The following is an 18,596-nucleotide window of genomic DNA, read 5'->3' on the forward strand; positions in this document are numbered from 1 at the left end:
TTCTTACTAAGAAATTGCCAGGGGACAACTTCTGTCCCCTGACACTCTTCTTTTCGCTGGTCTCCCTCTTGTATGCCAGGTGACGATCTCTACATCTCAAGACTATACGCCCGGCGCCAACTTTTGACGGAGCCGTGGCCGACGCAAGCTCAGCGCTGGCCCGCTCATCTCAGCCCCCGGCCATCAAGTTCTCATCGCTGGGATTGCTCATTGGCCAGCTAGCCTGGCCCTTCTCTTCAAAGCTTGCCTCAGCCACGTAGAGCTCCTCATATTTCTGGGCCTGCTTGTGCAGGGTGTGGGCGGCCCTGGCCGCGTCAAAGCTCACAGTCTGACAGGCCTGGGGATCGTTAGCTACGGCCTCAAACTTTTCGGCAAGGCTATGGATCGTGAGCGGATCTGTGATCTTGCCATCCTGCACTTCCTTGTAGGCTTTGATCAGCACCTCTTCCTTCAGAAATTTGGCCGGAATAGAACGAGGCGCGGCAGACTTCTTTTCTGGCTCCGGGGCTGCTTGTACAGGTGCTGCAGGTTTCTGCGCGGTGGCTGGGGGCGCGGCGGTGCTTTTGGCCGGCACTGCCCGCTCGACCGGCGGCGGCGTTTCTACCACAGGAGCGCCGTGAGGCGTAAGTGCGACATCGCGAATACGGACCCAGTTGATTTGGACACCCCAGAGCGCCACGCTATCGCCCAACTGCTGGAACAAGTAGGTATTGACGCGCTCCCAGCGGGGAAAATTGCCGGTTATCGCACTTCCCTCGGCATGCAAGACTGTGTGCATGTCGGTGGCCTGGCCCTGCGGCCAGACGACGAAATCATGGGGCGTAAACTGGGTCGCGATGGTCTGTAGAATGATCTTGAACTGCTCGCGCAGGCTCTCTTCCCAGTTATTGACCTGCGTGACGGCCAGGTAGGCATCTTCAGGTAGCAACTGGTAAGAAATCGTCGCGCGTAAGACAAGATCCTCATCAGGCGAGAGCTGCACGCGCTGCGGCGGACAGATCCACTGGGTCTCGCCGGTATTCAGGCGGCGTAAGACCTTTTCCCAGGGCAGGAGAATGTTAAAGCCCGGGTAGAGCGTGCGGCTATAGCGCCCAAAGCTGTTGACGATATCAACGTAGCCTTCTGGAATAAGATGGACGTAGACGCGCACCAGGAGGACCGAGAGCAGCACAAGGACAATGAGCAGGCCAAAGCCAGGCATGAGGCCGTAGAGGATAAAGCAGCTTGCCAGCAAGAAGAGGAAAAAGCCGCCTACGGTTGCCAGGATACGCATGCTCTTGTTCGCGCCCGAGAAGTAGATGGCAAGCTCCTGGGCCAGCGCGATCAAAATGATGAAGAACAGCACGGGCCACAATCCCAGCGGGGGGATTTGCGCGTGGCCCGTGGCCACATTGGGCAGAATAGCCAGACAAGTGAGTCCACCGAGAATCAGTGGAATGAGTAGAAATAAGATGTCCTGTGAGATAACTTTCCACTGTGCAGCAGGCGCGGGTCCAGCTCTTCTGCGAGCTCTTCGGGTGCGGGAAACGCGTCCTCCTCCTGGGAGGAGGAGAGATCGCCCTGCCGGGCCCTTGCCTGCTGTTGATCGGGGAGGGCGGGCAGCTCATCCTCATCGTGCAATTGTTTCTGTGTAAGCGATTGATCCTGATGAGCATGAGTGGAACCCTGCCAGATGGCTCCCGGGTCCTTCCTGTCCGATGCCATATGAATACACACCTTCCTCTCATACCAAGGAGTAGCCGTTCTACTTAGACGTTTTTCCTGAATCCACAAGATCCACAGCCACCGCCACCACCCTTGGTACCACAACCACCTTTGCCGCAAGTGCAACTGCCGCCGCTACCACAACCACAGCTACCCGTAGTTGTTGCCGTTGTGGCTGCTCTGACGCTGCAGCCTGCGCAGCCGCTGCTTTGCTGATTTTCCTTTTCATCAACCGGTATCTGAATGGTCACGCCGCTCTCCAGCATGACCTCGACTGAATTCTGAGGAACATTTACCGAGACGACCTTGCCTGGTCCACTTGGCGTGTTCAGGAAGGTGCCTATCTGGGGCATCTGCCGTTTGGCCTGGATGTAGTTCTCGTTCTCATAAGAGAGACAACACAGCAGGCGGCCGCAGACGCCGGAGATCTTGGTAGGATTAAGTGGAAGCCCTTGCTCTTTGGCCATCTTGATCGAGACAACGCCAAAGTCGGTAATCCAGGAGCTGCAGCACAAGGTCTTGCCGCACGGGCCGACGCCACCCTGAAGCTTAGCTTGATCGCGGGCCCCAATCTGGCGTAGTTCAATACGGGTGCGAAACGTTGCTGCGAGGTCACGAACCAGTGCGCGGAAATCGACGCGCTCGTCGGCCGTAAAGTAGAAGGTTAAACGGCTGCCATCGAAGGTGTACTCGGCTTCGACGAGCTTCATTGGGAGCTGGTGTTGTTTGATACGCTCGGCACAACGGATGAGGGCATCCTTCTCCTTACTTTTGTAAGAGAGCATCATGCGTAGCTCATCCTCTGAGGCCAGGTGTAACACTGGCTTAAGCGGATCAGTCAACTCGGACTCGGCCAGCTTCTTGGAAGCTATGACTACGCGTCCTGCCTCGACCCCGCGTATGGTCTCCACGATAACGTACTGGCCCGTTGTGAAGGTTTGTCCCTGGGGATCAAAATAGTAGATGCGACCCGCGGGACGAAAGCGAATGCCGACAATAATAACTGTCTTTTCTGTACTTGTCGTCGCCAGTGACATGTGTTGCTCTATCTATTGACTAGGGATACTGGATGTAGCTCCGTCGCTACACCCGCTGTATCCACCATATTGTTCAGGTTACATTGCATCTGTAAGCAGAATGGCTTCGGCTACCTCCCGCATCGATTTGCGATTGTTCATGCTTGCTTTCTGAATCTTGCGGAAAGCCTCTTGCTCAGAAAGGCCCTGCTTTTGCATCAGGAGCCCCTTAGCACGCTCAACTATCTTCCGTGTCTCCAACTGCTCGCTCAGGGTGTTGGCCTTCTCTTCCATGGTACGAAACTCGTTGTAGCGAGCCAGCGCCACTTCGATGGCCGGGGTCACTTCGCTCTCGCGGAGCGGCTTGACGATGTAGTTGACCACGCCAGCATCTTTGGCGCGCTCAACGAGCGGTTGGTCCCCGAAGGCAGTGAGCAACAACACTGGTGCAATTTTTTCCTGCGTCAGAGTCTCGGCGGCTGCGATGCCGTCCATGTCTGGCATGCGAATGTCCATAATGACCAGATCCGGGCGTAGCTCTCGGGCCAGATTCACTGCACTTAATCCATCCCCCGCCTCGCCGATTACCAGGTAGCCCTGCTTAGTCAGCACATCCTTTAGATCCATTCGCTGAATGGTTTCGTCATCAGCTATAATAACTCGTGTTGGCATAGTGTCACCTCAAAGCCCTGGGTCTCTTCTATCCTTAGTGCAAATATTCTTTGACCTTTCTGGATTCTCTTGCATATCCTCCTGTTGACGAGGAGTTGCCTGGGCCTCTCCCTGTCCTGGTCCTCTGCGGATACTGAAAATGAGCGCATTCCCACCTGCCCTGACGATTCCACTCTATTCCCAACTTTGCGACTCTCCAGCGATCTATCAGGGATGCGTGGATGCACTTCTCCGCTTGAGCGATGGGAACAAGAGCCCTCGCTCGACCCGCTTGAGGGTACTGAAATTAGCACTAAAGTCTCTTTCTATGTACAAAGAGTATATCATACTCGCCTGAATGCGTCGATAGGTGACTTGGGGCCACGATCTATGCCCTAATTGCCATATTTTAATGCTTCTGCTTGTTTTCCTTTCTTGCAGTATTTCAGGCGACGGAGACGAGGCTGGCCTCGCGGCTGAGCATACGGGCAAGTACTTCGGCTTCGCCAACGATGCCGTGCAGTTGCGTTGGGGTGATGGATTGGCGTCCGTCAGAGAGGGCGTGCGCGGGATCTTCGTGCACTTCGATGATCAGTCCCTCAGCTCCGGCGGCCAGGCTGGCCCGTGACATGATCGGCACCAGCTCGCTTTTGCCGGTGGCATGGCTGGGATCGACGATGATCGGCAGATGGGTCAGGTTGTGGAGCAGGGGCACGCAGGTAAGATCAAGGACGTTGCGCGTCTGCGGATCATGGCTGCGAATGCCGCGCTCGCAAAGAATAACGTTGGGGTTTCCGGCTGCGACTATGTATTCCGCAGCCAATAGCCACTCGTCGAGCGTTGCCGCGAAACCACGCTTGAGCAGGACCGGGCGTTTCTGGCTGTGACGGCCAGCGGCCAGCAGCAAGGGGTAGTTCTGCATGTTGCGCGTGCCGATCTGCAGGACGTCGGCGTGCTCAGCAATTGCCTCGACCATATCGGGCTCCATGACCTCGGTAATGATGGGTAGGCCGGTCTCTTCGCGCGCCTCAGCCAGCATATGCAGGCCTTCCAGACCCAGGCCACGGAATTGGTAGGGCGAGGTGCGAGGCTTGAAGGCTCCGCCACGCAAAGCCACAGCGCCGGCGGCCTTGACGGCGCGGGCTGTGCTCAGGATCTGTTCGCGATTCTCTACTGAGCAGGGACCTGCCATGATGACCGGAGATGCTGTTGTGCCTCCAACAGTTACTACGTCACAGCCGTGATCTGCACCAATGGTAATGCTGCTCTGCTCTACTTGGAAGGCTCGACTGACTAACTGGTAGGGGGTTTTGATGAGGAGGAGGTCTTCAACTGCGGGTTGCTGGCGGAGGAGGATCTGGGCTTGCGCGTCTATACTGGAACCATCCAGGGCAATGACTTCACGTTTCCCTACGCTCGTCGTAGCCATGGGATGTAAACTTCCACTTATACGGCATAATAGCTCTATCAATTGCGCGCGTTCTTCGCTGGTAGCCTGTTTGCGAATGGTGATAATCATGGAAATAGTCCTCTCTATACTGCTTGAAATTTTTGGAAACAAAAAAGCAGAGGTTGTTTTTCCTCTGCTTTCCCAGCATGCTGGCGGTTGTTTTTCTCAGCCCAAAAGGCCCACCATCATGCTGGGGGGCTAAACCAGTAATAAAAGTAAAAGCTAAATTGTTGGTTCTTTTGGTCGCTGAGCATTTCTATTGTTCCGTTAATTTATTTTCTTTGTCTCATCTGTGAGGGCTATTACTAACCCTGTATTGATTATACGGACCAGATGCTAATTGTGTCAAGGGGTCCTGGGTTTCCCTCAGGGCTATTTAGTTTTTTAGAGAAGCAGGAGATATCTCTCCACTGGAGAGGTATCTCTTTCCGGGGGACAAGGAGTAGAGGACAGCCAGTCCTCTGCCGAGGTATGGGGCACGCCCCATTTTCCCTTCTTCTCGGGCGCGTGGGTGTGGCAAAACAGGAAAATTAAATGGCCCTGGGTTCCGCTCAAGAAAAATTTCACATGCTTTAAAATCTACAAACGGCGGCGTTCTTATTTATGCGTAGCTGTTAGGAGGGGAAAGACTGGCACAAAGGCCTGAAGGGGCAGGACGGCTGCCAGGGGAAAGAAATAGAAGCTTTAGACTACATGGAAGGAGTCTACAATAGATGCCTTACAATAGAGTTAATTCCTCATCCTCGTCAAGGCCGGATGGGAAAATGATACGGCGGGGAGGATGTGGGCAGAATTTTGTCTGGTGGCTCTTGTTTTTCGCTATGTTTGGATTTGGGATATGGTTGCTCTTGTTCAATAAGCCCTCTTTGGAGATTACAAACCAGGGCTTTGTTAAGGATCAGGCCTACCTTGAGCTGGGGTTCTTGGGATTGACTGACGAGTTGGCCTTGCCACTGGCGAGAGGGTTGGTATTCAAGAATACTAGCGATCATAGCGTAACGCTTTGCCTGGGAAAAGATCAGCATTGCGATCTAAAGGCTACAGGCCCTCAGTTACTACAGGGCTCCGGGATAACTATAGGCGCCCATCAAGAGCGAGAGATCACAGTCAAGGCTGAGGGGAAATATCCCATTACGATTCAAACTATGGGCGGAACGATACCGGCCCATGTAAATATGCTCCTCGATGCGGCTAAGGGGAGCACCAGCGATGGTTAACATGACGGTCTAGATGCACTGGAAACGCGGATGGGCTTACTGCCAGGTAGGCCCGTCCTCACGCCTCTTCAGCAATACAGCTCTTCTCCTGCTTTTTGCCAGCTAATCGCAGGCGCTTCAGACGGCTCGTTAAGCTAGCATCCATATTATATTGCCTCATTTATTATTACGTGCTTCTTGTAGCTTATTTACTTTTCCATCTCGCTCTCTTATAATAGAAGTATATGCCTCATTTAAGCTATTTTCTGTAGAGTTTATCTTGAAAATTTTTTATACGACGTTTTGTGTTGCTGCACCTCACGGGTAGCGATTGGGCCGATGGGGCCTCCCATGCCGGGGTGTGGGCTTTCATCGTAATGGTCATTCTCGCCATTGTGCTCTTTATTCGATCTCGCGACGGCCTGTCATCTCCCCGTAATCCTAGCCGTCGTTTGCAATTATTCCTTGCGCGTAGTGCTCTCGTTGTCTTGCTCATCTATGGAATTGCCTGTCAGCTCTTGCAGCCCACTTTGCATACGGCCCAGGCCCACTCGCTGGAAAATCAACAACATTGGCAGGATGCCGTCAACGAGTATACGCTTGCTGGCCAGCAAGCACCCGATGGGCCAGATCTGGCGCGTGTCTATACGGCGTGGGGGCTGGCTTTAAACAAAGCCCGGCATTACTCAGAGGCTATGGATAAATTTGCTATTGTCATGAAGGATTTTTACACGCAGTCTGAGGCGCTAAAGCGTGCGCAGGCTGGCGATATCGAAGCGCGTCTGGCCCTGGGGAAGCAACGTCTGCAAGCCAATGATTATAGCACTGCGCTTACTTATCTCGATGATGCATTGAACCAGTCCTATTGTGACGACAATTGTCGGCAGCAGGCCTTAAGCATTGAGGCTACCACATATTATCAATTGGGTGAGGCCCAATTGCAGACGAAGCAATATGATTCGGCTGTTACTTCCTTTGACAAAATCCTGAACTCATTTCCTCATTCGCCAGAGGCGGGAATGCTGCACGGCGATATGGCCAAAGCCCTGTTAGGCGATGGCCAGGACACACGAACTAACAACTGTAGTGAGGCTGTTCCCATCTATGTGCGCCTTTCAAAGGAGTATAAGGATACACCAGAAGGGCAGAAGGCGCAGAGCGATCTTAATGCGCCTCAGCAGGTCAAGGGAAAATTTATGAATACCGAGAGCCGTATCTATTCGCAGATCGCCCTCACTAGCGGCCTTATGGGCAAAATGTCCAAAGATCAAGTGTTTGACCGCTGGGATAATGCCTATCAAGTGACAGCTATTCAGAGTGATGGACAATTTGTCTTCAACAATGTCAAGCAGGGAGATTATGATCTCATGTGGTATTCTGAAGATAGCAGTGCTCGGTATGTCGAATTTATATATGATATCCTCTCTTTGTCTCCAAGATATCAAGCGCATGTTAGCCCTCTGTGTCCTCTCGATCTAGGCACTGTCTCAAATGCTCATGGGAGCTCTATGCTGTAAACAGGTCCGCAGCATTTCCAGGACTCAAGCCCACAGGCGCAGCAGGCTTGAGTCCTTTTTAGATCCTGTTCGCTTGAATTATGCCTCTTGTTAGTATTGAAGCGCTGGAGCTTTGATGGTGTGGCACATCCAGACATTGGGCTCCTCGTAGCATCCCTGGCCCCGTTCGTTGATCTTCACCGGGACCAGCGCGCCCGGGACGATATACTCTCCGCTGGCCGGAAAGCGCATCCGCGTCCATTCTTCCCACTCTTGCACGCTGCCCCTAACGATCATGGAGGCCGGCGCCACGGCCAGGGTGCGGGCTCCAAAGCGCGCATGGACGCGTAGCCAGGGATCGAAGGGCAACTTTTCTTCGTTATGCTTCCACTTGACATATTCTTCCATTGGCGTGAGCGGATAGCGGCTCTTCCAGACCGGGCGCACGGGAGCCAGCATATGTTTGAAGCCTTGCCGAGCGGCTATGCCTAGCATGGCTGTGAGCATGCGCTGGCTCAGGCCCTTGCCCTGCTGATCTGGTGCGACGACGATGGCCAGGGCACAAAGCGTATCGGGCACAAGCCCGCGCTGGTATTCCTTGACTCCTTGCTCCAGGGCAGCATCCCAGCCGGGCGGCAAGCCTGCAACTGTGCCATCCCAGCAAAGCGGAATGCTATGGCCAATTGCCATGACACGCTCTGTTTCATCTATCATGGCCAGTTGATATGGACAAAAGTGCTCAAAAAGTGCCCACCAGTAGGGCTCACTGATGGAATAGTGGCTGAAAGTTGGCCATGGGATATAATCTAGCTCCTGCACGGCCTGGATGAGGTCCGATCTTTCATGTAACGTTATGAGCATATATAAATCCTTAAAAAGATGTTAGAGTAATATACTCTGATGATAGTATATCAATCATATAAATGATGAATGTATATATAAAACTTCGTATGAGAATACAATATAATATAGGAGAGAAAAGGAAGATATAATATTTTTTCTCCATGGAGATGTGTATGTGTACGCTCTACCTTTTAGCCGCTATTCTTAGCGAGGTAGCGGGAACCATTGCCCTTAAATTGTCAGACGGCTTTACGCGCCTGGTCCCGGCCATTATTGTAGTGGTCTCTGAAGTGCTGGCCTGTGTTCTGCTCTCACTGGCCCTCAAAAGGATTGACGTAGGCTTTGCCTATGCAATCTGGTCGGGCCTGGGCACTGCCATGATCGCCATGATTGGCATATTCTGGTTTAAGGAGCCTTTGACAGTTATCAAGTTGAGTGCAATTGGCTTGATTATCCTGGGCATTGCCGGCTTAAATCTACGCTGAGCCGATCAGAAAATACGCTGACCATGCTGGCCGGGTGCCCTCCTCTCGGCATGCTCTGCGGGGATAGTGACAGGGGACGACGGGCCTCTTGAGGCAAAGCTTGCTGCTTGCATGTAGATTAAAAATAGAGTATGGCGTATTGCTCTTGAGAACTGTTGTGTTGTACGCTCTGTATACGAGAACGTGACGTTGAAAGTGAGCTTAAATTCTACCTATGGAACAAATATTGCTCTCAGAGAACTGGCAGCTAAAGCAGCGTAATCCCGCGCTTCCACTTGCCGCGGATTTTGCCTCAAGCGAGGATTGGGTGCCTGCCAGCGTACCGGGTACCGTGCATCAGGCGTTGCTGGCTGCCGGGCGTATACCCGACCCGTTTGTGGATTTGCACGAGAATGATGTGCAATGGATCGGCGAGCAAGATTGGCTCTACCGCTGTGAGTTTGCCTACCAGCCGGCCGGCTCGGCAGATGCGCAGGAGGTAGCATTGAATTTTGCTGGCCTTGATACTTATGCGACGGTCTGGCTCAATGGCACGCAGATCTTGACTAGCTCTAATATGTTTGTGCCGGCGCGCGTGCAGGTTAAGGATTTGCTGCGTGAGGGCCGCAATGAGCTGCATATTTTATTTGCTTCGGCTTTGCGGCGGGGAAAAGAGCTTGAGGCCGAACATGGCGAGCTGGTGGCCTGGAATGGCGATCCGAGCCGGCTCTATGTGCGTAAGGCTCAGTATCACTATGGCTGGGATTGGGGGCCAACGCTGCTGACTGCCGGTCCCTGGCGGACTATCTCGCTGCAGACCTATCGGGCGCGCATCGCCGATCTGCATTGCCCGGCCGAGGTGGCGGCGGATCTACAGAGCGCGACGCTGCCAGTGCGTGTGGCCGTGGAGGAGCAGTCGAGGCGAGCTTTGACGGTCCATCTGGCGCTCTATGCTCCCTCGGGCGAGCGCGTGGATGAGGTTCAGGTGCCGCTGAGCGGGAATGAGGCGCGGCATACCTTCAGGCTTGCTTCACCGGCTCTGTGGTATCCCCGTGGGTATGGCGAGCAGGCCTTCTATCGTCTTGTCGCTACCTTGCATGCCGAGGATCAGGAGCTTGATCGGACTGAGCAGCGGTTGGGTTTGCGGCGCCTGCAGTTGATTCAGCGTCAGTTGGCCGAGGCGGCAGGAAGTAGCTTTTTCTTCGAGATTAATAACGTGCCGGTTTTCTGCGGTGGCGCTAACTGGATTCCCGCCGATTCGTTTACGCCCCGCGTGACGGCCGAGCGCTATCGTCAGTGGCTCCAGCTCGCAGCCGAGGCGAATATGGTGATGCTGCGCGTCTGGGGTGGTGGCATTTATGAGGATGACGCCTTCTATCAGACCTGCGATGAGCTCGGCCTGCTGGTCTGGCAGGATTTTATGTTCGCTTGTGGCCTCTATCCGGCCCAGGACTGGTTTATGGAGAGCGTGCAGGCTGAGGTTGAGGCCACGCTGCAGCGCTTACGCCATCATCCCTGCCTGGTTCTCTGGTGCGGCAATAACGAGGATTATATGGTGGCGTCCTCGCTGGGGCGCTATGATCAAGAATTTGAGGGAGATTTTCAGCATAGCGCGTTTCCGGCGCGGGCGATCTACGAAAAGCTGCTGCCCCGGCTGTGCGCGGAGCTCGATCCAACGCGTCCCTACTGGCGCGGTAGCCCGTATGGGGGCAAGAGCGGGAACGAGACCGAGTTAGGCGATCAGCATGTCTGGGATGTCTGGCATGGCTCGGTGGCGCCCTATCAAGAGTATCCACGCCTGGCCGGTCGCTTTGTGAGCGAGTTTGGCATGGAGGCTTTCCCGGTGCTGGAGACGATTGCTGAGTTTGTTGAACCCGCTGAGCGCTATGCGCAGAGCCGTACGCTTGATCTGCATAATAAGGCGACCGGTGGGGCCCGGCGTATGGCGACGTATATGATTGAGAATATCCGCCTACCCGCCAGCTTTGCGGGCTATGTCTATGCCACGCAGTTTATCCAGGCTGAGGCGCTGGCGGCGGCTCTGCGCAGCTGGCGACGTCTGTGGAGAGGACCAGGCCATGAGCAGGTGGCGGGCGCATTGGTCTGGCAGCTCAACGACTGCTGGCCGGTGACAAGCTGGGCTCTTGTGGATTATGCTTTGCGCCCCAAGCCCGCTTACTATGTGGTGCGGCGCGAACTGGCTCCCTTGAGTGTAGGGCTTGTGCGTCAGACGCCTGAGCAGGTTGCTATCTGGGCTTGCAGTAGCCTGCAGACTGAGTGCGAGGTTGAGCTAGAGCTGCGTAGCTGGAGCCTGGAGGGCAGCTTACAAGCGGAGGAGCGACGCACGTTGAAGCTGGGCGCCAATCGGGCTGTAGAGCTGGGCGAGCTAGCCTTGAGCTCTGGCGATAATCTTGTGCTTGGCGCGCGCCTACGCAAGGACGGCGAAGTTGTGGCGCGGGCGACGCTCTGGCCTGAGCCCTTTAGGTATCTGAGCTTACCCGATCCTGCGCTGACGATCGAGCGCCTTGACGAACAGACTGTGCGTGTACAGGCGGCGCGCCCGGCCAAGGGCGTTTGGCTGCAGGCCAGCTCTGAGGCCAGCTGGAGCGATAATATGCTCGATGTGCTGCCCGATGATCCACAGGTGATCGTAGCTAAGGGCCTGGGTAATGCTGAAATAAAGGTCACAAACCTGTTTTCCTATGTGCAAGATTAAGCTTCTCTCCTCTCCTCTGACGAAGCTTTGATGACGGGACATGAGCTGATAGGACGCTATAGCGCTGTTCCTATTAGCTCATGCTCCTGGTATCCCCCCTTTTTAGCGCTGTGCTTGTGGATTTAGTATTATCTCTACCTGGTGTAAGCAACGAACGTCTGAATAGGCAGCTAAAAATTAACTCTCGTCATGTCGTCAAGACATAATGACGAACGGCTAAATGATCTTACTGGCTCCAGGCAATTTGCGCAGCAGATAGGCGCAGCCGAAGCAGAGCAGCACGCCTACACAGGCCGCCAGGGCGAATTTGAGCGCCGGGTAGAGGGAAAGGCTATGCAGGGCAAAGCCCAGGCAGACAATCACCGGCGCATGAATGATGTAAACGGCGTAGGCGTGCGTGGAGAGAAACTTTCCCCACCTGCCCTGGCGGTTCAAGCGCTGCCGGAAGAAGACGATGAGGCCCATACTTACGCCCAGGCCCATAATAGATTCCCAGAGCGCGTAGACAAAGGCCTGCCAGTGGATACCGCCAGCGTAGGCGGGCACATCAATAAAGATGGCCAACGGGAATAAGACAAGCGTGGCTCCCAGTGCGCTCCATAGCCCCAGTTTTCCCAGCCTGCCAGGCACGTTTACAAACCAGTTGCGCCGCGCGGCAAGCAGACCGAGGCAGTAGAGGCAGATGTATTGGGGAAAGTTGGAAGGGATAAAGTTGAGCAGATTAAAGGTCCAGCCGAAGGGAAACCAGATCATGACCAGAAAAGTTATGACTGCTAAGGCCAGGCTGAACAAAACAAGGATAGAAAAAGTTGGTGGCTTGCTGCTAATCTTGTCTGATTGCCTGACCCACTTCTCGCTCAGCTTTCTATAGAGCACGTAAAGACACTCGAAGAGCAAGAGTGCCTCAACGAACCAGAGCGGACCTGAGCCGCAGGCCGCAAGTCCATAATGGCTCAGAAATTGCCAGTAAGGCCCGGGAAGTTCCTGCCCCACGTAGTTGGCAAAAGGGCTGATCACGAAGATGTAGATGAGCAGCGGAACGCCCAGGCGCAGCAAGCGATCCTTAAGAAAGTTGCCTGCACCTTTGCGATCATAGGACGCCGGCGTAAAATAGGCTGAGATCAGGAAGAAGCAGCCCATGAAGAAGGATTGGTTGATGAGAACAAAGAAGATCGCGAGCAGGCGCGTTAGCCCTTCCCGGTTGGCCTCCTGATAGTACCAGACGCCATAACCGCCGTAAGTAATCGCGAGATGATGCAGAATAACCAGGATGGTTAGGGCCACGCGAATATGATCTATGAAGAATAAGCGGGGACGCGCTCCCGCCACCAGGTGCGTCGTCACCTGAATACTACTATCCCGACTTACTGAAGTTCTCCAGCCTTGCGACATAAAAGCTCCTTTTTTAGCTCTTCTATACGTTTGTTCGCATAGAAGTTTTCTCTCAAGACATTTTTTTCTAAAAGATTAAAGATTAGTGCTTTGCCAGACGTCGTGTGACGAAAGCGCCGCCGGCGGGCGGCAGGCCAGGGCGAGCACTGAGGCACAGTCCCGGACTCCAAGCAAAGGACTGGCGCTCCTGGCATCCCCGCTGGCTTCACGCCTCACGTCAACCTTGATTGACCTCTAGATGGCCACCGCAACTCTGGCCTGGTGGCGCAGGAACCAGGCTGCGAGCAATAAAAGGACAAGTGTGCTGCCCAGCGTGATGCCAATATCCAGGAGCTGTGTGCTCAGTGAGCTTTGCGCCTGAAGCGCGCCATAGAGACCATCGGTCAGGTAGTACGTTGGGAGCATATGTAAGATCTCCTGGAATATATTGCCACGGCCGATAAGCTCGCCCAGAGGGCCACCAAAGATTGTCGGCAAGAAGAAGCACGTAGTTGCCAGTCCACTGAAGGCCCCGGCCGAGCTAGAGGTCTGAAAGAGCGTGCCGATGAGCAGACCGCCGGATAAAGCCAATGTGGCGCCGAGCAGGATGTAGAGCAGGACCAGGGCTATATTTCCGCTCGGGCCTCCCGTGATAAAAAGAATGATAAAGGAGAGCACAAGCTGATAGAGCAGAGTCGTCAGCAGCTTTCCTAGAACCACATCGCTAAACGTGGCAGGCGTGACCATGAGCATGCGCAGCGTTTTCTTCTCTTTCTCTTCGATGAGCAGATTTGGCATCAAGGTAAGCCCTACCAGGAAGGAGAGGAGCAGCGACATACCTTTATAGAGCTCGCTCAGAAATTGCGTCGGATCGCTCTTGGTGTCTGCGTTGATCGTGGCCATAACGAGCTTGAGCGGCGGCTGTGGATGCGCGGTCAGGCGGGCATAGTTGGTGATGGCTTCCTGCAGTAAAGAGCTCTGCTGAGCTGTGATTGTACTTCCATTGAGATAGAGCTGGATTTGTGGCGTATCACCGGCCTTGATAGCTTGCTTAAAATCGGTGGGCACGATCAAGCCGATATCGTAGTTGATGGGCCTGGAGCTTCCGTTGGCACCAAAGGTCGTGCTTACCTCGTTGGCTGAGCTGGCCGTTGTGACCTGAACTTTATCAAGGACGTTGCCGATGACCTACGCCATTCCCGCTTGCCCCGGATCATAGATCAGGAGTTTTGTGCTCTGGCCGCTAAAGATGGCTTTCATGATGACGAAAAGCACGGCGATAAAGACGGGCATCAGGAGCCCGACCAGCGTAGATTTGTTGTGCAATATATCTACTGCGTCTTTGCGCGCGATGGCTAAAATGATACGTGGATGAAGCATTGTAATAATCTCCTTTGCGGCTAGGCCGGGCGCACACCGGCAACTTCAAGAAAAACCTCTTCAAGGGTAGCCTCTTGCGAGTGAGTGGCACGTACGCAGTCCTGAGCCAGCCATTGGGTCAGGCGAAGCTGATCGTGCTGGTTGTCCATACTCAAGGTTATCTCACTCAATTGGCCGGGAACGCCGCCTGGCTGGTTGCTGAGCGTCACTAGCATGGTACGCTGGCTGTGGGCCAGCTTGAGGTTGCGTGGCGTGTCGTTGGCAACGATCTGGCCAGCTTGATAAAGGCGACGCGCTGACAAAGGAGATCTGCTTCTTCCAGCAGATGGGTAGTCAGGAGAATGGTCATGCCTTGCTGGCGTAGCCGCTCGACAGCTTTGCGCACAGCACGGGCCGATATAGGATCGAGGCCGCGGCTGGGCTCGTCAAGAAAGAGGACGGCCGGTCGATGCAGGCGATCATTAAGCGCTGCCGCATGCCATTAGAAAAGGTGCGCACGAGATCTCTGGCCCGGTCACGCAAGTTTACGAGGTCGAGAACCTCGTCAATGCGGCGCTCCGGCAGGTTATAGAGCCAGCAATTAAAGCGCAGATTGTTGCGGGCAGAAAGCCGCTCATAGAGATTCTGCTCCTCAAAGACGACGCCGATGCGCTCTTTGAGCTTTTGATGGTCTTTGCTAACATGGTAGCCAGCAACTATAGCGTCTCCCGAGGTGGGAAGGATCTGCCCGCTGAGCAGGCGGATGGTGGTCGTTTTGCCGGCGCCGTTGGGACCAAGCAGGCCAAATATCTCGCCACGCTGGACGCGGAAACTAACCCCCGCTACGGCTTCTTTGCTTTTGAAAGCGCGTCGCAGCTCGTTGGCTTCGATCATTGTATCGTTCATTTCCATGGTTGATCTATCTGCTCCTGTGCTAACTTCAGGTTGCTCCATCTGTTTTGCCACTGGTTATGTTGACTCCATGTATTTGAGGGATGCTAAGAATCTGTGTTGAGGTAACTGTATCATGCTGGTTTATGTTCGCGCGATAAAAAAACTTTGAGCGGTCGAAAATTGAGCACAAGAGGAGCAATATTTTGCCTGACTGGGCGGTTGGCTCTGCTGAATGGTGCAAAAAAGAGGTTGAATGGAGCCGCCAAAAGAGAGTCAGGTGATGAAAAAAGGTGGTAGAATAGCTGGGAATAGTGATTGTATTGTGGCCATAAGGAGAGGCGCCGGTGTTAGAGATACGCCATCTAGAGAAGATTGTTGATGGGCGTAGCATGCTTTCTATTGATGAGCTGAAGGTGGAGGCGGGCGAGGTCGTGGCCGTTATTGGTCCCGTGGGTGCTGGCAAAACGCTGCTGATCTCGATCCTGGCCGGAGCGCTGCCACGCAGTGGTGGAAGCGTGAGCTTTGCGGGAAAGGAGCTTTCTGCTTGTGCACAGCGGCCGGGAGTGCTGCTGGCAGAGGATCTCTTGTACGAACGGCTGAGCGTAGAGCAAAATCTGGCTTTTTATGCTCAGGTATATGGCGTAACGGCCGCGCGGGTGAGCGAGATGCTGGCTCAGGTCGGGCTCAGCGATCAGGTGCAGCAAACGGTGAGCAAGCTCACACCTTCGGCCTTGCGCCGCCTGGCCTTTGCGCGCGCTTTGCTGCCCCGGCCTCGTTTGCTCTTGCTCGATCAGCCTACCTTGCGCTCTGATCTGGAAACACAAGAGCTGATGGCGCGCCTGCTGCGTCAGACGGCCCGTGAGGGGGCGGCAATTCTGCTGACCGACGAGGATCTGGCCTGGGCCGGAGCCTGCTGTACGTGCGCTTGAGCTGCAGGATGGTCGCATCGTTAACCAGTATGCTCTAACGCGCGCGGATGGCGCAACAAGCGCGGCGCCCGCACAATTTACCCCATTTAAGGTTCCGGCGCGCAAGGAGGATCGCATTTTGCTTTACGATCCCGGCGAGATCCTGTATGCCAGCAGTAAGGATGGCAAAACCTATCTGCGCACGGCTAACGAGGAAGCCGTGACCAACTTCACTTTACAGGAGCTAGAGAGCCGCCTGAGCGGGCGTGGCTTCTTCCGTACTCATCGCGCTTACCTGGTCAATCTGCAGCACATCAAGGCAGTTGTACAATATACGCGCAATAGCTATCTTTTGCTTCTGGATGATTGCCAGGAAACGACGATTCCGCTCAGCAAACAGGCTGAGAGGGCCTTGCAAGATTTGCTGGGCTATTGAGGAGCAATCGACGCGAGCATCCCGACCGGGTAGCGGCGTGGATCGAACGCGCGGCAGCGTATCCCATAGAGCCGGAGGATGGGGAGATTGCCTTAAAGCGCATCGATATGATTATGGCGCACGATACCCTTCTGCGACTCGGCGAAATGCGGCAGCCGACCCTTGTGCTTTGCGGCGGTCAAGACTTTTGTACTCCCTTGCCGCTCTCTGAAGAAATTGCCCACGCCATCCCTGGTGCCGAACTTGTTGTCGTGCCAGACCAGCGGCCACCTGGTCGAGCACGAAAATGGGGAGGCATTTTTTCAGATTGTGAGTAGCTTCATCGGGTGCCATCGATAGGTGTGCGGTCGGCAAAGTCGCTTTACACAGCGACTCGCAATCGAGTGGAAAAACTGTGAGCCAGGGCGCAAGCCAGGCTAGAGGTAACTACTTCTAGTCCTGGAGCGCACGAGGCAGAGCAAAGGTGGAAGAAGGAGCAAGCTTTTTTAGATCAACGCGCTCACTTGATGCCGATGCGAACGCGATAGCTGAAATACCAGGGAACTGGCCCGGACCCGAGAATTCGGTGTGCGGCACTCTTGAGGTTGTCAAAGCCGGTCTCTTGATCGCTAAACTGGAACTGGTTATTGAACGCTCCGCTCTGCATCATCTCCAAAAACCGTGTGGCGTCTCCTTGCTCAACATGATGCAGAAACACTTCGCGCGTGAAGCGGAAATGGCCACACTCGCGCAGAGGGTCGAGCGATTTGTTCTGCGGCCAGATCTTGATGCTGGGCATTAGCCCGCGCTCGCGCATAAGCCCAATGAAGCGCATGGTTGTCTCCGTGGCGAGCCGATCGAGCTCCCAATGGATGGCCGGTGGCGAATCATAGTCGTAGGCTGCAAAGAGCCCGCCGGGTCGCAGTATGCGCGCGATCTCGGCCAGGGTCGCTGTCGGTTCCATCCAGTGGAACGCCTGGGCGGCCGTGACGATATCCGCACATTCGTCGGGCAGGTTGGTTTGCTGTGCTACACCATCACGATACTCGATATGAGCCGCGTAGGGATGATCCCCGAGTTTGTGGAGAGCCTCTTGCCGCATATCGGCATTGGGTTCGATGCCAATCACGCGCGCGGCCCGCTCACTCCAGAGCGCGGTTGACAGGCCAGTCCCGTTGCCCAGATCTACTACGAGGGTGGGATGGGGCAGGTTAATCTGGCGGGTTAGAAGATCGAGCAAAGCCGGTGGCGGCGCCGGACGCGCCCTATCATAGCTGACGGCTTTTCCTGTCCAGATCTTGCTGGGATCGCGCATAGCCTTTTTCTCCTTTACATAAATCAGATGCAAGCCAACGTGTTTATATACTAGCCAAGCAGGGCGAAAACCTGCTCGCGTACCTTTCCCAGAACTCCAAAGGTATCAAGAATATCCGCAGCAATGCCGCCGCCCTCGCGCACGATTCCCAACAGAATATGCTCAGTGCGCACATAGCTGCTTCCCTGGCGCTCTGCTTCGTCAAGGGCAAGCGAGAGGACCTTACGTGCGCGGGGTACGTAGTCGATTTCTTCCTCGACGGGTCCGCTGCCGCGCCCGATTTTCTCTTCGACGGCCGTTCTGACCGCATCATGTGAGACGCCAAGCTTTTCTAGGGCCAGGGCGGCCAGGCCAGCTTGTTCGCGTAGCAAGGCCAATAAGAGATGCTCGGTTCCGATGAAGCCGTGATTAAGTGACAGGGCCTCCTCGCGTGCCAGGGAGAGGACGTGCTGAGCATGCCCGTTGAAGCGGCTGAGGTGTTTGCTGGCTATCCATGTCGGCTGATAGCTCTGCAAGGCTTGAAACAAGAGCTGATTCAGCACGCTAGTGATCGTGCGGTCCTCAGTCTCGGCGATCCGCGCCAACTGCTCATACAGATGGACCGGAATTTCGATGCGCTGGCGATCCTTGCTGGATGGCATAAAACTACCCCCTTTCTCTAGCTCTACTTTATGCATACTACCGCAGTATATACGGTGGTTTTATTGTTAGTCAGATGTTACCACCGTATATACCACAATGTCAAGAGGGCGTTGGCTGGTCTGTAGTTTCGCTCTTTTCCCGAGGCTTCGCGGACTG

General features: G+C 54.7%; 20 protein-coding genes. 7 read left to right on the forward strand and 13 right to left on the reverse strand.

Annotated elements, in window-relative coordinates; translation table 11 throughout:
• Positions 1 to 169 precede the first annotated feature (169 nt).
• From EPA93_RS35870 to aroF, 5 genes are all read right to left on the reverse strand, one after another.
• The gene (locus tag EPA93_RS35870; protein ID WP_129892125.1) at positions 170 to 1,345 is read right to left on the reverse strand and encodes an SPFH domain-containing protein; all 1,176 of its coding nucleotides are present in this window, start codon (positions 1,343 to 1,345) and stop codon (positions 170 to 172) included.
• Between the two features lie 83 nt (positions 1,346 to 1,428).
• Entirely contained in the window at positions 1,429 to 1,704 is a 276-nt protein-coding gene (locus EPA93_RS35875; protein WP_129892126.1) for a hypothetical protein, read from the reverse strand.
• Positions 1,705 to 1,748: 44 nt separating this feature from the next.
• Positions 1,749 to 2,741, reverse strand: a complete 993-nt coding sequence (locus tag EPA93_RS35880) for a PSP1 domain-containing protein (protein WP_129892127.1) — start codon at positions 2,739 to 2,741, stop codon at positions 1,749 to 1,751.
• Positions 2,742 to 2,819: 78 nt separating this feature from the next.
• Positions 2,820 to 3,392 carry an ANTAR domain-containing response regulator gene (locus tag EPA93_RS35885; protein WP_129892128.1) on the reverse strand — a complete coding sequence of 191 codons (573 nt, stop codon included), beginning with the start codon at positions 3,390 to 3,392 and terminating at the stop codon, positions 2,820 to 2,822.
• A 424-nt stretch (positions 3,393 to 3,816) separates the two neighbouring features.
• Positions 3,817 to 4,890, reverse strand: coding sequence for a 3-deoxy-7-phosphoheptulonate synthase (gene aroF / locus EPA93_RS35890; protein ID WP_129892129.1), 1,074 nt, complete (start codon positions 4,888 to 4,890; stop codon positions 3,817 to 3,819).
• A gap of 644 nt (positions 4,891 to 5,534) precedes the next feature.
• Here aroF and EPA93_RS35895 point away from each other — a divergent pair.
• On the forward strand, positions 5,535 to 6,038 hold the full coding sequence (locus tag EPA93_RS35895; RefSeq protein ID WP_129892130.1) for a hypothetical protein: 504 nt from the start codon (positions 5,535 to 5,537) through the stop codon (positions 6,036 to 6,038).
• Positions 6,039 to 6,322: 284 nt separating this feature from the next.
• Positions 6,323 to 7,534 carry a tetratricopeptide repeat protein gene (locus EPA93_RS35900; RefSeq protein ID WP_129892131.1) on the forward strand — a complete coding sequence of 404 codons (1,212 nt, stop codon included), beginning with the start codon at positions 6,323 to 6,325 and terminating at the stop codon, positions 7,532 to 7,534.
• Between the two features lie 90 nt (positions 7,535 to 7,624).
• Here EPA93_RS35900 and EPA93_RS35905 read toward each other — a convergent pair whose 3' ends face one another.
• Positions 7,625 to 8,374, reverse strand: a complete 750-nt coding sequence (locus EPA93_RS35905; RefSeq protein ID WP_129892132.1) for a GNAT family N-acetyltransferase — start codon at positions 8,372 to 8,374, stop codon at positions 7,625 to 7,627.
• 155 nt (positions 8,375 to 8,529) lie between these two features.
• Between EPA93_RS35905 and EPA93_RS35910 the strand changes: the two genes are divergently transcribed.
• Complete coding sequence (locus EPA93_RS35910; RefSeq protein WP_129892133.1) at positions 8,530 to 8,841, forward strand: DMT family transporter; 312 nt, start codon at positions 8,530 to 8,532, stop codon at positions 8,839 to 8,841.
• Positions 8,842 to 9,055: 214 nt separating this feature from the next.
• The gene (locus tag EPA93_RS35915; RefSeq protein ID WP_129892134.1) at positions 9,056 to 11,536 is read left to right on the forward strand and encodes a beta-mannosidase; all 2,481 of its coding nucleotides are present in this window, start codon (positions 9,056 to 9,058) and stop codon (positions 11,534 to 11,536) included.
• 216 nt (positions 11,537 to 11,752) lie between these two features.
• On the opposite strand, the gene EPA93_RS35920 is transcribed toward EPA93_RS35915, so the two are convergent.
• From EPA93_RS35920 to EPA93_RS49315, 5 genes are all read right to left on the reverse strand, one after another.
• Positions 11,753 to 12,928, reverse strand: a complete 1,176-nt coding sequence (locus tag EPA93_RS35920; RefSeq protein ID WP_129892135.1) for an acyltransferase family protein — start codon at positions 12,926 to 12,928, stop codon at positions 11,753 to 11,755.
• A 234-nt stretch (positions 12,929 to 13,162) separates the two neighbouring features.
• On the reverse strand, positions 13,163 to 13,981 hold the full coding sequence (locus tag EPA93_RS35925; protein WP_277988690.1) for an ABC transporter permease: 819 nt from the start codon (positions 13,979 to 13,981) through the stop codon (positions 13,163 to 13,165).
• 114 nt (positions 13,982 to 14,095) lie between these two features.
• Positions 14,096 to 14,287 carry a hypothetical protein gene (locus EPA93_RS35930; RefSeq protein WP_129892137.1) on the reverse strand — a complete coding sequence of 64 codons (192 nt, stop codon included), beginning with the start codon at positions 14,285 to 14,287 and terminating at the stop codon, positions 14,096 to 14,098.
• 20 nt (positions 14,288 to 14,307) lie between these two features.
• Positions 14,308 to 14,589: a hypothetical protein gene (locus EPA93_RS49310; protein WP_207229286.1), complete on the reverse strand. Its 282-nt coding sequence runs from the start codon at positions 14,587 to 14,589 to the stop codon at positions 14,308 to 14,310.
• A gap of 43 nt (positions 14,590 to 14,632) precedes the next feature.
• Positions 14,633 to 15,232, reverse strand: coding sequence for an ABC transporter ATP-binding protein (locus tag EPA93_RS49315; protein ID WP_207229287.1), 600 nt, complete (start codon positions 15,230 to 15,232; stop codon positions 14,633 to 14,635).
• Between the two features lie 272 nt (positions 15,233 to 15,504).
• Here EPA93_RS49315 and EPA93_RS35940 point away from each other — a divergent pair, with 272 nt between their 5' ends.
• From EPA93_RS35940 to EPA93_RS35950, 3 genes are all read left to right on the forward strand, one after another.
• Positions 15,505 to 16,089: an ATP-binding cassette domain-containing protein gene (locus EPA93_RS35940; RefSeq protein ID WP_129892138.1), complete on the forward strand. Its 585-nt coding sequence runs from the start codon at positions 15,505 to 15,507 to the stop codon at positions 16,087 to 16,089.
• A gap of 118 nt (positions 16,090 to 16,207) precedes the next feature.
• The gene (locus EPA93_RS35945) at positions 16,208 to 16,504 is read left to right on the forward strand and encodes a LytTR family DNA-binding domain-containing protein (protein ID WP_165423625.1); all 297 of its coding nucleotides are present in this window, start codon (positions 16,208 to 16,210) and stop codon (positions 16,502 to 16,504) included.
• Positions 16,501 to 16,821 (forward strand): alpha/beta fold hydrolase, encoded by a 321-nt coding sequence (locus EPA93_RS35950; protein WP_129892140.1) that lies wholly within the window; start codon positions 16,501 to 16,503, stop codon positions 16,819 to 16,821. The genes EPA93_RS35945 and EPA93_RS35950 overlap by 4 nt, the downstream gene beginning before the upstream one ends.
• 182 nt (positions 16,822 to 17,003) lie before the next feature.
• On the opposite strand, the gene EPA93_RS35955 is transcribed toward EPA93_RS35950, so the two are convergent.
• Entirely contained in the window at positions 17,004 to 17,798 is a 795-nt protein-coding gene (locus EPA93_RS35955; protein WP_129892141.1) for a class I SAM-dependent methyltransferase, read from the reverse strand.
• Between the two features lie 50 nt (positions 17,799 to 17,848).
• Entirely contained in the window at positions 17,849 to 18,439 is a 591-nt protein-coding gene (locus EPA93_RS35960; RefSeq protein WP_165423626.1) for a Clp protease N-terminal domain-containing protein, read from the reverse strand.
• Positions 18,440 to 18,596 lie beyond the last annotated feature (157 nt).

The organism is Ktedonosporobacter rubrisoli (assembly GCF_004208415.1).
Lineage (GTDB): Bacteria > Chloroflexota > Ktedonobacteria > Ktedonobacterales > Ktedonobacteraceae > Ktedonosporobacter > Ktedonosporobacter rubrisoli.

Bases quoted from the DNA above. Each gene is read 5' to 3' on its own strand.
- EPA93_RS35930 (WP_129892137.1), bottom strand. From the start codon at position 14,287: ATGCTTCATCCACGTATCATTTTAGCCATCGCGCGCAAAGACGCAGTA.
- EPA93_RS35915 (WP_129892134.1), top strand. From the start codon at position 9,056: ATGGAACAAATATTGCTCTCAGAGAACTGGCAGCTAAAGCAGCGTAAT.
- EPA93_RS35905 (WP_129892132.1), bottom strand. From the start codon at position 8,374: ATGCTCATAACGTTACATGAAAGATCGGACCTCATCCAGGCCGTGCAG.
- EPA93_RS35960 (WP_165423626.1), bottom strand. From the start codon at position 18,439: ATGCCATCCAGCAAGGATCGCCAGCGCATCGAAATTCCGGTCCATCTG.
- aroF (WP_129892129.1), bottom strand. From the start codon at position 4,890: ATGATTATCACCATTCGCAAACAGGCTACCAGCGAAGAACGCGCGCAA.
- EPA93_RS35910 (WP_129892133.1), top strand. From the start codon at position 8,530: ATGTGTACGCTCTACCTTTTAGCCGCTATTCTTAGCGAGGTAGCGGGA.
- EPA93_RS35895 (WP_129892130.1), top strand. From the start codon at position 5,535: ATGCCTTACAATAGAGTTAATTCCTCATCCTCGTCAAGGCCGGATGGG.
- EPA93_RS35920 (WP_129892135.1), bottom strand. From the start codon at position 12,928: ATGTCGCAAGGCTGGAGAACTTCAGTAAGTCGGGATAGTAGTATTCAG.
- EPA93_RS35880 (WP_129892127.1), bottom strand. From the start codon at position 2,741: ATGTCACTGGCGACGACAAGTACAGAAAAGACAGTTATTATTGTCGGC.
- EPA93_RS35955 (WP_129892141.1), bottom strand. From the start codon at position 17,798: ATGCGCGATCCCAGCAAGATCTGGACAGGAAAAGCCGTCAGCTATGAT.
- EPA93_RS35875 (WP_129892126.1), bottom strand. From the start codon at position 1,704: ATGGCATCGGACAGGAAGGACCCGGGAGCCATCTGGCAGGGTTCCACT.
- EPA93_RS35885 (WP_129892128.1), bottom strand. From the start codon at position 3,392: ATGCCAACACGAGTTATTATAGCTGATGACGAAACCATTCAGCGAATG.